The following is a 14,152-nucleotide window of genomic DNA, read 5'->3' on the forward strand; positions in this document are numbered from 1 at the left end:
GAGGTGAGGGCGTGAGCGGCGTGATCCGGGTGATGCTGGTGGACGACCACCCGGTCGTCCGGGAGGGGTTGCGGGGCATGCTGGAGGCCGAGCCGGACCTGACGGTCGTCGGCGAGGCGGGTTCCGGCGAGGAGGCGGTGGCGCAGGCACGGGTCACCGAGACGGACGTGATCCTCATGGACCTGCGGATGCGGGACCTCGACGGTGTCGGCGCGACCGAACGCATCCTCGCCGACAACCCGCGCACGCGGGTCGTGGTGCTCACCACGTACGAGACGGACGCGGACATCCTGCGTGCGGTCGAGGCGGGCGCGTCGGGCTACCTGCTGAAGGACGCGTCCCGGTCCGACCTCGCGGGTGCCATCCGCGCGGCGGCCCGCGGGGAGACGGTTCTCGCGCCGTCGGTCGCGGGCCGGCTCGTCAACCAGGTGCGCCGGCCGAGCACCCAGTCGCTGTCCTCGCGAGAGGTCGAGGTGCTCGCACTGGTCGCGAAAGGTCTGACGAATGCGGACATCGGGCGGAGTCTGCACATTTCGGAAGCGACGGTGAAAACCCACCTGCTGCGCACTTTCGGCAAGCTCGGCGTGTCCGACCGGACCGCCGCCGTGACCACGGCCATGGCGCTGGGACTCCTGCCGTGACCCGGCAACTGGTAACACCGATAACGTAGCGCGATCAGCGGGATAATTCGGTAAGAATGCGGCCATGCTCCAAACCACCGAGTTCGCCCTGCTCCGCCGAGTGGCCGCCGAGCAGGCGGAGGGCCGGGCACCGTCACTCGTCGCAGCCGTCGTGCGTGGCGCTGACGTTCTGTGGACCGGTGCGCGCGGCCAGGTGGACGGCGCCGCGCCGACCGCCGACACCCAGTACCGCATCGGCTCGATCACCAAGACGTTCATCGCCGTCCTGGTGATGCGGCTGCGGGACGAGGGCAGGCTCGACCTGAACGACCCACTCGACAAGCACGTGGTGGGCACGCCCTACGGACATCTGACCATCGCGCAGCTGCTGTCCCACACCGGCGGCATGACGTCGGAGGCGCCGGGTCCGTGGTGGGAGCGCAGTGTCGGCACCGACTGGCCCGCACTGCTCGACCAGGTGGACGAAACCGTGCTGAAGCACCGCGCGGGCGCCCGGTTCCACTACTCGAACATCGGTTACGGCACGCTCGGCCAGCTGGTCGCCGAACTGCGCGGCACGTCGTGGTTGGACGCGCTGAACACGGAGATCCTCGCGCCGCTCGGCATGTCCCGCACGACGCCGATGCCCGAGGCACCGGCCGCGCGGGGCTGGGCCGTGCACCCGTACGCGGACGTGCTGCTGCCGGAGCCCGCACCGGACACCGGCGCGATGGCCCCCGCCGGCCAGCTGTGGTCCACGGCGAACGACCTGGCGCGCTGGCTGCGGTTCATCGCCGGCGACTCCGGGACCGTGCTGCACCCGGACACGGTCGAGGAGATGCGTGCGCCCGCGGTCGTGGACGACGCCGCGACGTGGACCTCGGGGTACGGGCTCGGTTTCCAGGTGTGGCGGGACTCCGGTCGCCGGCTGGCGGGGCACAGCGGCTCGATGCCGGGCTTCGTGGCGTACGCGGTGGTCGACCCGGCGACGACGACCGGCGCGCTGACGTTCGCGAACTCGACGTCCGGGGTGGGCGTGACCGCGCTGGGGAACGACCTGCTGAAGCTGGTGGACGACTACGAACCGGCGCTGCCCGCGGAGTGGCGCCCGCTGACCGAGGCGTCCCCGGACCTGCTCGCGCTGACCGGCTCGTGGTTCTGGGGTCCCAGCCCTTTCGTGCTGCGGTTGATGGCGGGCGGCTGGGTCGAGCTGCGCCCGGCGTCGGGCGGCGGCCGGGGTTCCCGGTTCCGCCCGACCGGCGCGGGCGAGTGGATCGGCCTCGACGGCTACTACGCGGGCGAGACACTGAAGCTGCACCACCACACCGACGGCACGGTGAGCCACTTCGACCTGGCGACGTTCGTCTTCACCCGCACCCCGTACGACCCGAAGGCACCCATCCCAGGTGGACTGGACGACGGCGGCTGGCGGCCCGGTGACTGATAGTCGCTGAAACACTTCGACCTGAGATCGCGATCGGGTAATCGGCATGCCCACTCTCGGGTGTCGCCGCAACCCTATGTATCGTGCTGGGTCTGCCGTCGGGGACTGGCCCAAGAGGAGAGTCATGTCCAGGTTCGTCCGCGCCGGTGCGGCCCTCACGGGCGCCGCCGCGATGCTCATGGCGGTCGCCGCGCCCGCCACCGCCGACCCGGTCAAGGGTCACGTGAACCACGACGGGAACGTCATCGGCTACCAGGTCAACGTCGGCGACGACTGGCTGGCGACCCTGCCGACGAACCTGCTCGGCTTCACGCTCGCCGACGGCACCTCGCTGGGCATGTACTGCGTCGAGATCTACACGGACATCGACGACCAGCACGACATGGTCGAGCGGCCGTGGGACGACTACCCGGACGCGAAGTCCCCGTTCAACAGCAACCGGGCGAAGATCAACTGGGTCCTGCACCACGGCTACCCGGCGAAGAGCCTGGCGGACGTCGCCGCCCAGTTGCCCGGCCCGCTGCACGACGGCATCGACGTCCTGGAGGCCGTCGCCGCCACGCAGGCGGCGGTCTGGCACTTCAGCGACGGCGTGAACCTCAACCGAGACGACCCCCTTTCGGGTGACGCCTCGGACGAGGACGACGCGGCGGACGCCCTGGCCCTCTACGACTACCTGACCGGCCCGGCGAACACCGGCCTGTCCGAGGCCCCCATCCCGGCGCTCTCGGTCACGCCGTCGTCGGCCGATGGTGCCACCGGCACCCGGATCGGCCCGTTCAAGGTCGGCACCAACGCCACGGTGGAGCAGCTGACGGTTGATCTGCCCGACGGCGTCCGGGTCACCGACGCGAACGGCAACGAGCTGGCGGCCGGCGCGATCAAGGACGGCACCGAGCTGTACCTGGACGTCCCCGCCGGCGCGTCGGACGGCGACGGCACGTTCAAGCTGACCGCGTCGGCGAACGTGGACACCGGGCGGCTGTTCGTCGGTGAGAACTACGCCAAGAACCCGACACAGTCGCTGATCGTGGCCGCGGCCGTGAAGACGACGCTGACGGCGTCCGCGGGCGGCAGCTGGACCGCGGCCCCGCCGACGACCACAACCACCACGACGACGACCGTGCCGACCACCACGACGGTCCCGCCGACCACCACGACGACCGCGGCGCCGGTGGCGCAGGCCAGCACCGGCGGTCTCGCGTCGACCGGCGCGTCGATCTTCTGGCCGGTGGTCATCGGTCTGGTCCTGGTGGGTGGCGGCGCCGGTTCGCTGCTGTTCCTGCGGCGGCGACGCGCATGAGTTTTGGCGCCGGTGGCTGGGCGTCGTTTCGCACCAGCCACCGGCGCTTCTCGGTCAGGCTCTTCGGTCAGGCTCGTCGACTTCGGTCAGGCCAGGGCCTCCGTCGGGGAGAGCCGGGCGGCGCGCATGGCCGGGTACGCGCCCGCGAGCGCACCGACCACCGCGGCGACGCTGACGCCGCCCAGTAGCGCGATCGGCGGGAACACGGCCGGCCAGTCGCGGGTGAGGGCGTAACCGGCGGTCACCCCGACGCCGACGAGCACACCCACGATGCCGCCGAGCAGCGACAACAGGACGGACTCGGCGAGGAACTGGCCGCGCACCTGCCGTTTCGAGGCACCCAGCGCGCGCCGCAACCCGATCTCACGGCGGCGCTCCAACACCGAGATCACCATCGTGTTCGCGACGCCGACGCCGCCGACCAGCAGTGCGACGCCGCCGAGCCCGAGGAACAACGCGCTGAACGAGGTCTCGGTGAGCCGCTTCGCGACGAGCGCGTCGGACGGCCGGGACACCTTGACCTCCGACGGTGACTCGGGGTTGATGGTCGCGCCGAGCACCGCACGGACGTTCTCGACCCGATCGTCGTCGGCGCGGACGTAGACGGTGGTCGGGTGCCCGTCGAAACCGAGCGCCTCCGCCGCGTGCCACCCGATGAGCGCGGCCCGCTCGATCTCGGGCGCGAGCGGCACAGCGTCGAGAATCCCGACGACGGTGAACCACTGGTTACCCATCCAGACCTGCGTCCCCGTTCGGTCGACCCCCAGCCGTGTGGCCGCGACCGACCCGAGCACCACAGTCGGAAAGTTCTCGGTGACCTTGTCGAGAAACTTCCCCCGGTGGAGTGTGCCGCGAATCAGCCGAAGGAGGTCCGTGCGAGCGGCGAGCACGGAGATGCCCGAGGTCTCCGCCACGTCGATCCGGTCGGTCCGCCGCACGGTGGTGTCCACGTCGCCGGTCGCGGAGACCCCGGTGACGGGCCCGATCCTGGCGACCATGGGCACGGCACTCGTAGGAAGCGAGGCGTCGGCCCCCATGATCGTCTGCCCGGGCGCCGCGGTCAGCAGATTGGTCCCGAGCGCGGCGAGCTGCTCCCGCAAAGCCTGCTGACTGGACGCGGGAATCGAGACGACGGCCACCATCGCGGCAATCCCGATCCCGATCCCGAGCGCGGAGAGGATCGCCCGCAGGGGCCGCGTCCGCATCCCGTGCGCCCCGAGGCGGCCGATGTCCCCGGGCCCCAACCGCCGCGGCCTGGGCAGAAGCGCGGTCACACCCCCACCCCCCGCCACCCACGAACGTCCCCAACCACGCAAAAGTTGTCCACGACCCCGACTGACCAGCGGCTTTGTCGCCCAGAGCCGATAGAATGGCCTCGGGGCGGCCCCCCGGGATCGGGTGGGGGTTGCCCGCGCAACCATCTGGGCGACGCGTTGATCAACCTCAGTCGCGCCATGGGAGCGGGCCGGGTCGGGCTGAAGTCGCGGGTCATAGCGGCACCAACCCCGTGTCCAGGCGGACCACCCCGTCCAGCACTTCGATCCGGCGTGGCAGGGCGGCCGCGACCTCTCGGTCGTGGGTCACCACCACGACGGTCGCGCCGCTGTCGCGGAGGTCCAGCAGTAGGCGCATGATCTCCGCGCCCGTGCGGCTGTCCAGGTTGCCCGTCGGTTCGTCGGCCAGGATCAGGGCCGGTTCGTTCACTATCGCGCGGGCTATGGCCACTCGTTGGCGTTCGCCGCCGGACAGTTCTGACGGGAGGTGCCAGGCGCGGTGGGACAGGCCCACCCGGTCCAGTGCCGCCAACGCCATGCCGCGCCGCTGGCGGGAAGGGACGCCGGAGTACGTCAGGCCCGTTGCCACGTTGTCGACCGCCGGGAGGCCCTCCGACAGGAAGAACTGCTGGAACACGAAGCCGATCCACTCCGAGCGCAACGCCGACAGGCGGCGGTCCGACAGGCGGCTCACGTCGTGGCCCCGCATCTCGACCACGCCGGACGACGGGCTGTCGAGCGTGCCCATCAGGTGCAGCAGCGTCGACTTCCCCGAACCCGACGGGCCGACGATCGACACCAGCTCGCTCGTCCCGATGGACAGCGTGACGTCCCGCAGTGCCCGAACGCCGCCGGGGTAGGTCCGGCTCACGTCGTTCAGCACGATCACGACGTCGTCACCACCTTCACGCCCTCGGTCAACCCCTTGCCGGTGACCTCGACCATGCCGTCGGCGAACAGGCCCGTCGTGACCGCGATCAGCTTCCCCGACGGCAGCTCCACCGCGTACCCGCCCTCGGTCAGGGCCAGCAGCGCGCCGACCGGCACCGCGAGCACGCCCTTCCGCTCCCCCGACGTGACGACCACGTCCACCGGGCCCGCGTCCACCGCGCCGATGGCCGCGACGTCGTCGATCGACACCGTCGCCGTGTACTTCCGCGTCTGGTCCTCGTTCGGGTCCGCCGAGGCCGACGGCGCCTCCGGGACGACCGACCGGACGGTGCCGGGGACCTGCTTGCCGTCGACGGTCAGGGTCACGGGCGCGTTCACCACCACGAGGTCCTTCTGCTCCTCCTTCAGCTCGACGGAGACCCAGCGCGTCGTGTCCGTGTACTTCAGGAGCGGGCCCGTCCCCTCCGCCCCGAGTGCCACGTCCACCGAGCTGACACGGACCGCAGCCGCGGTGACCACGACGTCACCCAGATCTATGACACCCGTCTGGTCGACGCCGAGCTTCTTCTGCCACTTCTTGATCGCGGCCTCGGTCGCGGCGGTGAACTTGTCGTCCGGCGTGCCGAAGCCGCCGTACCCCAGGTCACGCAGATTCCCCTCGACCAGCTTCACGTCCGGCCCGTCGGTCATCCCCGCCGCCAGTGCCCGGTACAGCGGCAGCGAACCGAGGAACAGCACGACCGGCCGCGCGTCCACCTGGTACACCACGGCACCCCGGTCCAGCACCGTCCCCACCGCCGGCAGCGCGGTGATCGTCCCCGGCCGGTGTCCGGTCAGCGACTGCTCGGCCCCGTACCCCAGCTCACCGGTCAGCGTCTCCCGCTCGGCGAGGTCCATCCTGCGCACGGCCGCCGTGGCGGCCTCGGCCGGCGCCTGGGGTAACGCGACCGGGCGACTGCTCAACCGGGTGACGGCCACCGCGGTGCCGATGCCCAGCACGGCCAGCACGCTCACGCCGACGAGCACCCACCGGACCCTGCGTCGCCGGCGGACCACCTCCGGGCCGGTCACCTACCGCCCCCGCTGCTGGCGTGCTGCTCGGTCTTCGCGCCCGCGGGCTGGCACGCCTTCATGGCCTTGTCGAGCTTGTCCGGGTCGTTGCCACCCGCGCCGGCGTCCACGTCGAGGCCCGGGTTCTCCATGGTCGGGTCCTTGACGTCGATGCCGTGCTCACGCAGGCACTTCGCGATCTTGCGCGCCTGGTCGAGATCCTCGGCCGACGGCTTCTCCGGCTCGCCGCCGTTGGGCATCAGGTGCTTGCACTTCGCGTGGGCCTTGTCGACCTTCTCCTTGTCGCCCGGCCCGTCCACCGAGACGCCGATACCGCCGGCCTCGCCGCCGCCCGCCTTCGGCGGTGCGGGGTCCTTCACATCGACGCCGTTCTGCCGCATGCACCGTGCGTAGGCGAGGATCTTGTCGTAGTCGTCGTCATCGCCCTGCGCGGCCGAACTGGGTGCGTTCGAGGCCGAGGACATCGACGCGACGTCGTCCGTGCCGCCGTCCCCCGCGTTGCCACATGCCGTGACCAGCGCGAACAGCCCGCCCAGTACCGCCAGCCGCCATCGTGGACTCATGGAGATCTCCTTCCCTGGATGGCGACAAGTTCTACGAGCCGGCCGATTCGGGCGCGCTAAGCGAAAACGCTTATCCCGCCCTTAACCCCGCCTCCGACACACTGGCCGTCATGCGGGTGCTGGTCGTGGAGGACGAGCTGCTCCTCGCGGACTCGGTCGCCGAGGGGTTGCGCAGGCTGTCCATGGCCGTGGACGTCTGCTACGACGGCGACGCCGCGCTGGAGCGGGTCGGTGTGCACGCCTACGACGTGGTCGTACTCGACCGGGACCTGCCCGGCACCCACGGCGACGACGTCTGCCGTGCCGTGGTCGCGGCCGGCGGCGAGGCCAAGGTGCTGATGCTGACCGCGGCCACCGAGGTCATCGACCGGGTCGCGGGTCTCGCGCTCGGCGCCGACGACTACCTGACGAAACCGTTCGCGTTCGCCGAGCTGGTCGCGCGGGTCCAGGCGCTGGGCCGGCGGGCCAGGCCGGCGCTGCCACCCGTGCTGGAGCAGGCCGGCGTGGTGCTCGACCGGCCGCGGCACCAGGCGTCGCGGGACGGCCGGCACCTGCCCCTGTCCCGGAAGGAGTTCGCGGTGCTCGAGGTGCTGATGCGGGCCGAGGGCGCGGTGGTGAGCGCCGAGGACCTGCTGGAGAAGGCGTGGGACGAGCACGCCGACCCGTTCACCAACGCGGTCCGGGTCGCCGTGATGACGTTGCGCCGCAAGCTCGGCGACCCGCCGGTGATCGAGACCGTGCCCGGCGCCGGCTACCGGATGCTGTCGTGAGACTGTCCGTCCGGACCCGGCTCGCGCTCACCTTCGGCGCGTTGTTCCTGCTGGCCGGCGCGGTGCTGCTCGTCGTCAACTACACCCTGGTCAGCACGACCCTGCCGAACGGGGCGACCGCGGGCGTCGGCGGCCGCACGCTCTCGGAGAGCGGCCCAACCGGGGACCAGCCCGCGGACCGGGCCGAGGACAACTCGTCGCAGGGGAGCGAGGACGCCCCCGCGTTCAACGTCGTGAACGGGGCGATCGACGACTACCGCACGTCGGCCCTGCGCACCATGCTGGTCATCTCCGGCATCGCGCTCGCGCTGGTCGGGGCGATGGCCGGGCTGCTCGGCTGGCTCATGGCCGACCGCGCCCTGCGACCCGTCAAGCGCATCACCGCGACGGCCAGGCGCCTCGAGGCGGCGCAGATGGACAAGCGGATCAACCACGAGGGCCCCGACGACGAGCTGAAGGAGCTGGCCGACACGTTCGACGGCATGCTCGACCGCCTCGCGGGCTCGTTCGACAGCCAGCGCCGGTTCGTCGCCAACGCCTCGCACGAGCTGCGCACGCCGCTCGCCGTGCAGCGCACGATGATCGAGGTCGCCATGGCGGACCCGACCGCCAGTCCCGAGCTGATGCGGCTCGGCTCGCACCTGCTTCACACGAACGAGCGAAGCGAGCGCCTGATCGAGGGACTACTGCTGCTCGCTCGCAGTGACCGCGGCCTCGACAGCCGCGAGCCGGTCCGGCTCGACCTCGTGGCCGCCTCGGTGGTCGACGGCGCCCGTCACCTGGCCGGCGAGTCGGGCGTGCGGGTCACCAGCGAGCTCGCGCCGAGGACCGTGCCCGGCGACCCCGTGCTGCTGGAACGCCTGGTCACGAACCTCGTGCACAACGCCATCCACTACAACGCGCCCGGCGGCTCGGTCACCATCGAGGTCGGCGAGTATCCGGCGCTCGTCGTTGTCAACACCGGCCCGAAAGTGCCGTCCGACCAGGTGAACCACCTGTTCGAGCCGTTCCGCCGGCTCAACCGGGACCGCACGGCGCACCGCAGCGGCGCCGGCCTCGGCCTTTCGATCGTGCGGTCGGTCGCGCACGCGCACGGCGGGAGCGTGTCCGCGACACCCAACCCCGGCGGCGGTCTCCGGGTCACGGTGAAGCTGCCGGTGCCGGCCGGCACAGTGGCGCAGGACACCACCGGCCCCCAAGTCGTGCTCGCGACGCGTGAGGGAGACTGATGGGCGGCAACGGCGCCGCGCAGACGACCCCTTCACGTGGAGAGAAGCCGTCCTATGACCCAGACCTCGACCGAGCTGGTGCTTCCGGCCGACCTCAAGCCCGCCGACGGCCGTTTCGGCTCCGGCCCGTCCAAGGTGCGCCCCGAGCAGCTGGCCAGGCTCGCCGCCGACGGTGCGGCGATCATGGGCACGTCCCATCGCCAGAAGCCAGTGAAGTCCCTGGTCGGTCGGGTTCGCTCCGGTCTGCGTGAGCTGTTCTCGCTGCCCGATGGCTACGAGGTCGTGCTGGGCAACGGCGGCACCACGGCGTTCTGGGACGCGCTGGCGTTCGGGCTGGTCCGCGAGCAGGCGCAGGCGTTCACCTTCGGCGAGTTCTCGTCGAAGTTCGCGAAGGCCGTCACCACGCCGTACCTCAAGGAGCCGGTGGTCGTGAAGGCCGAGCCGGGCACCGCGCCGGAGATCACCTACGCCGAGGGCGCGGACGTGGTCGGCTGGGCGCACAACGAGACGTCCACCGGGGTGGCCGTGCCCGTGTCCCGCCCGTCCGGGTCGGACTCGGCGCTGGTCGCGATCGACGCGACCTCCGCGGCGGCCGGCCTGCCGGTCGACGCCGAGGACTACGACGTGTACTACTTCGCGCCGCAGAAGGGCTTCGCCTCCGACGGCGGCCTGTGGATCGCGCTGATGAGCCCGGTCGCGCTGGAGCGGGTCGCGGAGATCGGCGCGAGCGGCCGCTGGGTGCCGGAGTTCCTGTCGCTGCCGACCGCGCTGGAGAACTCGCTCAAGGACCAGACGTACAACACGCCGGCCATCGCCACGCTGTTCCTGATGGCCGACCAGATCGACTGGATGCTCGCGGGCGGCGGCCTCGACTGGACGGTCGGGCGGTCGGCGGAGTCGGCCCGGCGCCTCTACGAGTGGGCGGACGCCTCCTCCTTCGCGACGCCGTTCGTGGCGGACCCGGCGCACCGGTCGAACGTCGTCGGCACGATCGACTTCGCCGAGGGCACGGACGCGTCGCTGATCGCCAAGGCGCTGCGCGCGAACGGCGTCGTGGACGTCGAGCCGTACCGCAAGCTGGGCCGCAACCAGCTGCGCGTCGCGATGTACCCGGCCGTGGACCCCGCCGACATCACCGCGTTGACCAGGTGCATCGACTGGCTGGTGGAGCGTCTCTAGATGCAGCACGTCTACAGCGGCAAGGTTCGCGAGATCTACACGGACGGCGACGACCTGCTGCTGGTGGCCTCGGACCGGGTGTCGGTGTACGACGTCGTGCTGCCGACGCCCGTCCCGGACAAGGGCAAGCTGCTGACCCAGCTGTCGGTGTGGTGGTTCGGCCAGCTCGCCGACATCGTGCCCAACCACCTGGTCTCGGCGACGGACGTGCCGGCCGAGTTCGAGGGCCGGGCCGTGCGGTGCCGGCGCCTGGAGATGGTGCCGTTCGAGTGCATCGCCCGCGGTTACCTCGCCGGGTCCGGGCTGAAGGAGTACCAGGCGACGGGCGCGGTCTCCGGCGTGCCGCTGCCGCGCGGGCTCGTCGAGGGCTCGCGGCTGCCGGAACCGATCTTCACGCCGACGACCAAGGTGTCCGACGGCGGGCACGACGCCCCGGCCACGTTCGAGGACGTGGCCGCGGCCGTCGGCCTGTCGACCGCGACGCGGCTGCGGGACCTGACGCTGGAGGTGTACCGGCGCGGGGTGTCGCGGGCCGCGGAGAACGGGATCATCGTCGCGGACACCAAGCTGGAGTTCGGTGTGGACGGTGACGGCGTGCTCACGTTGGCCGACGAGGTGCTGACCCCCGACTCGTCCCGCTTCTGGCCCGCTGCCTCGTGGGAGCCCGGGCGCGCACAACACGCGTACGACAAGCAGTTCGTGCGAGACTGGGCGGCGGGCACCGGTTGGGACAAGAACCCACCCGCGCCCGAGATCCCGGACGACGTCGTGGTGGCCACCCGAGCCCGATACGTAGCGGCCTACGAGAAGATCACCGGATTGCCCTGGCGCGGTTAAACCGGATACCTGCGAAGATCACTGGAACGGTACTCGGCGCGCCTAGCCCGTCAAGGAGACTCGCCGAACTAACGTGTTGGCTTGGCGAGGTGAAGTCTGTTCAGTCGCTCGAGGAGGCCGCGATGCGTGCGCTGCGGGTCGTGGGGCTCGGGGAGGATGGCAAAGTCGTCATCCTCGAGTCCGACCGCGGCGAACGTTTCCAGGTTCCAGCGGACGAGCGCCTGCGTGCGGCGGCCAGAGGAGACATCACCCGACTCGGCCAGATCGCCATCGAGCTGGAGAGCCAGATGCGTCCTCGTGAGATCCAGTCCCGCATTCGTGCGGGAGAGTCCGTAGAGCAGGTCGCGGCCGCGGCCGGCGTGCCACCGGAGAAGGTGGAGCGCTTCGCGTACCCCGTCCTGCTCGAGCGGTCGCGCACCGCCGAGCTGGCACAGCGTGCGCACCCGATCCGCGAGGACGGCCCCGACGTGCAGGAGCTGGGCGAGGTCGTGTCCCAGGCGTTCGTCGCCCGCGGCCAGGACTACCTGGCGGCGGTGTGGGACTCGTGGAAGGGCGAGGACGGCAAGTGGGTCGTCCAGCTCACGTGGACGGCCGGCCGCTCGAACAACCACGCCCACTGGTCGTTCCACCCCGGCGCCCACGGCGGCACGGTGACCCCGCTGGACGACCACGCCCTCGACCTGCTGGACCCCAACCCGAACCGGCAGCTCCGCACGGTCCGCCCGGTGACGGAGCTGGCCGCGCAGGCACTGCAGGTGGCCGAGGTCCGCCGCCAGGCCGTCAACGGCGGCGAGTCCCTGCGGCGCGTGGAGGAGTCCCGACGCGAGGAGCAGGACTACGTCCAGGACTTCGAACTGACCGGCGGCGCCGCCGAACAGCAGGAACTGCCGGTCGAGGACCCGTACCGGCACTCCCGGCAGCCGGAGCCGTACCGGCCCATCCCCGAGCACGAGCTCTACCGCCAGTACCAGCCGGAACCGCACGACTACCGGGTGGACTCGGCCTCGCTGGCGCCCCCGGACGCCCCGGGCCGCCCGGCCGAGCCCACCCGCTACCGGGACCCGTACCGCCCCGGCCAGGAAACCCGCGATCCTCGGGAGGCAGCGGCCCGCGAGGCCGCGATCCGAGAGTCCGTCGCCCGCGAAAACGCGGCATTAGCCGCTCGAGAGACCGCGGCCCGGGATGCCGCCGCCCGCGATGCCGTTGCTCACGATGCCGCCGCCCGCGAGGCTGCTGCTCGAGAGACCGCGGACCGCGAGGCCGCCGAACGGGAGGCCGCCGCCCTTGAGGCCGCCGAGCGAGAGGCTGCCGAGCGAGAGGCCGCGATGCGGGAGGCTGCCGAGCGAGAGGCACGTGAAGCCGCGGCTCGGGAGGCCGCGGCCCGGGAAGCGGCCGCTCAGGAGGCCACCCGCGAGGCTGCTGCCCGCGAAGCCGCTGAGCGGGAGACCACCGCCCGCGAAGCCGCCGCGAAGGAAGCCGCCGAACGCGAAGCCGCAGCACGTGAGGCGGCCGAACGCGAGGCGGCCAAGGAGGCCGCTGCGCAGGCGGCCGCCGAACGCGAGGCAGCGGCACGCGAAGCGGCCGCGAAGGAAGCGGCAGAACGCGAAGCCCGCGAAACAGCCGCTCGCGAAACAGCCGCGAAGGAAGCCGCCGAACGGGAGGCCGCAGCTCGCGAAGCCCGCGAGGCAGCCGACCGCGAGGCAGCCGCCAAGGAAGCGGCAGAGCGCGAGGCCACGACCAGGGCCACTGAAGCCCGCGAAACGGCCGAAGGCAAAGCCCGCGAAACGGCGGCTCACGAAGCGGCCGCCAAGGAAACGGTAGAACGCGAGGCCACGGCCAAGGCCACTAAGGCCCGCGAAACCCCCGAAGGCGAAGCCCGCGAAACGGCCGCAATGCAAGCGGCAGAGCGCGAGGCCACGGCCAAGGCCACTGAGGCCCGCGAAACCGCCGAAGGCAAAGCTCGCGGAGCGGCAGCCCGCGAAGCGACCGCCAAGGAAGCCACGCAACGCGAGGCCGCGGCCAACGAACCCGCAGCCAACGAACCCGCAGCCAACGAGGCAACAGCCCGCGAGGCAGCGGCTGACGAGACCGGCGCCAAGGAAGCGCCCGCGAAGGAAGCCGCTGCTCGAGAAACCGCAGCTCACGACGCTGCCGCTCAGGAGGGTGCCGCCCAGGAAGCCGCCGCCAAGGAGGAGGCGGCGAAGGAGACCGCCGCTCGTGTGGTGGCCGCCGCCAAGGCATCGACCGAGCAGGACAACGCCGCCGAGCCGGCAGCACAGACGTCCCCGCCGTCCCCACCGGCAAGGGAATCCGCCAACGCGCGCCCCGCGCGCCCGACCACATCAGCCACTCCCGAGGAGCCGCCCCCGGCGGCCACCCCGGCCGCGGCAAGCACCGCCTCGCCAGCAGCAAGCCCGGCCGCGCCAGCAGCAGAAGAGGAGCTCGGCCAGCAGGCCATCCCCACCACCATGCCCACGACCGAAGAACCCCAGCAGGAACCGGCCGCGAAGGCCGCCCCGACCCCGCCCCCGGCACCCCCGAAGAAGAGCAAGGGCCGCAAGGCCCGCCCAAGCGTCCCCTCCTGGGAGGACGTCCTACTGGGCACCCGCAGCAACCGCTGACCCCGCGCGAGTCCAACCGAAAAGACCCGCGTGTCCAACGCTGAGGACTGCTGAGTTCGACCAATCGTGCCGCCACCGACGGTCACGATTGGTCGAACTCGCACGTCCCGAACGTCGAACACGCACGTCCCGAACGTCGAACTCGCACGTCCCGAACGTCGAACTCGCACGTCCCGACCGTCGAACACGCACGTCCCGAACGTCGGACACGCGGGTCCGGAACGTTGGACTCACACGTCCCGAACGTTGGACACGCGGGTCCAGAACGTTGGACACGCACGTCCAGAACGTTGGACACGCGCCGCCCGGGCGTTGGACACGCGGGTTAGACGCGGTCGGGGCGGGGGACT

General features: G+C 71.6%; 12 protein-coding genes. 8 read left to right on the plus strand and 4 right to left on the minus strand.

Annotated elements, in window-relative coordinates:
• Positions 1–20: 20 nt before the first annotated feature.
• The 3 genes from ACJ73U_RS47900 (at position 21) to ACJ73U_RS47910 (ending at position 3,367) form a co-directional block, all read left to right on the plus strand.
• Positions 21–641, plus strand: a complete 621-nt coding sequence (locus ACJ73U_RS47900) for a response regulator (protein WP_407784489.1) — start codon at positions 21–23, stop codon at positions 639–641.
• 64 nt (positions 642–705) lie between these two features.
• Positions 706–2,064 carry a serine hydrolase domain-containing protein gene (locus tag ACJ73U_RS47905; protein ID WP_407784480.1) on the plus strand — a complete coding sequence of 453 codons (1,359 nt, stop codon included), beginning with the start codon at positions 706–708 and terminating at the stop codon, positions 2,062–2,064.
• Between the two features lie 124 nt (positions 2,065–2,188).
• Positions 2,189–3,367 carry a thioester domain-containing protein gene (locus tag ACJ73U_RS47910; RefSeq protein ID WP_407784481.1) on the plus strand — a complete coding sequence of 393 codons (1,179 nt, stop codon included), beginning with the start codon at positions 2,189–2,191 and terminating at the stop codon, positions 3,365–3,367.
• A gap of 86 nt (positions 3,368–3,453) precedes the next feature.
• Here ACJ73U_RS47910 and ACJ73U_RS47915 read toward each other — a convergent pair whose 3' ends face one another.
• The 4 genes from ACJ73U_RS47915 to ACJ73U_RS47930 form a co-directional block, all read right to left on the minus strand.
• Positions 3,454–4,572, minus strand: coding sequence for an ABC transporter permease (locus ACJ73U_RS47915; RefSeq protein WP_407784490.1), 1,119 nt, complete (start codon positions 4,570–4,572; stop codon positions 3,454–3,456).
• 283 nt (positions 4,573–4,855) lie between these two features.
• Positions 4,856–5,530 carry an ABC transporter ATP-binding protein gene (locus tag ACJ73U_RS47920; RefSeq protein ID WP_407784482.1) on the minus strand — a complete coding sequence of 225 codons (675 nt, stop codon included), beginning with the start codon at positions 5,528–5,530 and terminating at the stop codon, positions 4,856–4,858.
• The gene (locus tag ACJ73U_RS47925) at positions 5,527–6,603 is read right to left on the minus strand and encodes a peptidoglycan-binding protein (RefSeq protein ID WP_407784483.1); all 1,077 of its coding nucleotides are present in this window, start codon (positions 6,601–6,603) and stop codon (positions 5,527–5,529) included. Before ACJ73U_RS47925 ends, ACJ73U_RS47920 begins: the two co-directional genes overlap by 4 nt.
• Positions 6,600–7,166, minus strand: a complete 567-nt coding sequence (locus ACJ73U_RS47930) for a hypothetical protein (RefSeq protein WP_407784484.1) — start codon at positions 7,164–7,166, stop codon at positions 6,600–6,602. The genes ACJ73U_RS47925 and ACJ73U_RS47930 overlap by 4 nt, the downstream gene beginning before the upstream one ends.
• Positions 7,167–7,276: 110 nt before the next feature.
• Here ACJ73U_RS47930 and ACJ73U_RS47935 point away from each other — a divergent pair, with 110 nt between their 5' ends.
• From ACJ73U_RS47935 to sepH, 5 genes are all read left to right on the plus strand, one after another.
• Complete coding sequence (locus tag ACJ73U_RS47935) at positions 7,277–7,936, plus strand: response regulator transcription factor (protein ID WP_407784485.1); 660 nt, start codon at positions 7,277–7,279, stop codon at positions 7,934–7,936.
• Positions 7,933–9,165 (plus strand): sensor histidine kinase, encoded by a 1,233-nt coding sequence (locus ACJ73U_RS47940; protein ID WP_407784486.1) that lies wholly within the window; start codon positions 7,933–7,935, stop codon positions 9,163–9,165. The genes ACJ73U_RS47935 and ACJ73U_RS47940 overlap by 4 nt, the downstream gene beginning before the upstream one ends.
• A 54-nt stretch (positions 9,166–9,219) precedes the next feature.
• On the plus strand, positions 9,220–10,344 hold the full coding sequence (serC, locus tag ACJ73U_RS47945; RefSeq protein ID WP_407784487.1) for a phosphoserine transaminase: 1,125 nt from the start codon (positions 9,220–9,222) through the stop codon (positions 10,342–10,344).
• Positions 10,345–11,181 (plus strand): phosphoribosylaminoimidazolesuccinocarboxamide synthase, encoded by an 837-nt coding sequence (locus ACJ73U_RS47950; RefSeq protein WP_407784488.1) that lies wholly within the window; start codon positions 10,345–10,347, stop codon positions 11,179–11,181.
• Between the two features lie 122 nt (positions 11,182–11,303).
• Positions 11,304–13,802: a septation protein SepH gene (gene sepH, locus ACJ73U_RS47955; RefSeq protein WP_407784491.1), complete on the plus strand. Its 2,499-nt coding sequence runs from the start codon at positions 11,304–11,306 to the stop codon at positions 13,800–13,802.
• The last annotated feature ends 350 nt before the right edge of the window (positions 13,803–14,152 follow it).

The organism is Actinophytocola sp. (assembly GCF_045807065.1).
Lineage (GTDB): Bacteria > Actinomycetota > Actinomycetes > Mycobacteriales > Pseudonocardiaceae > Actinophytocola.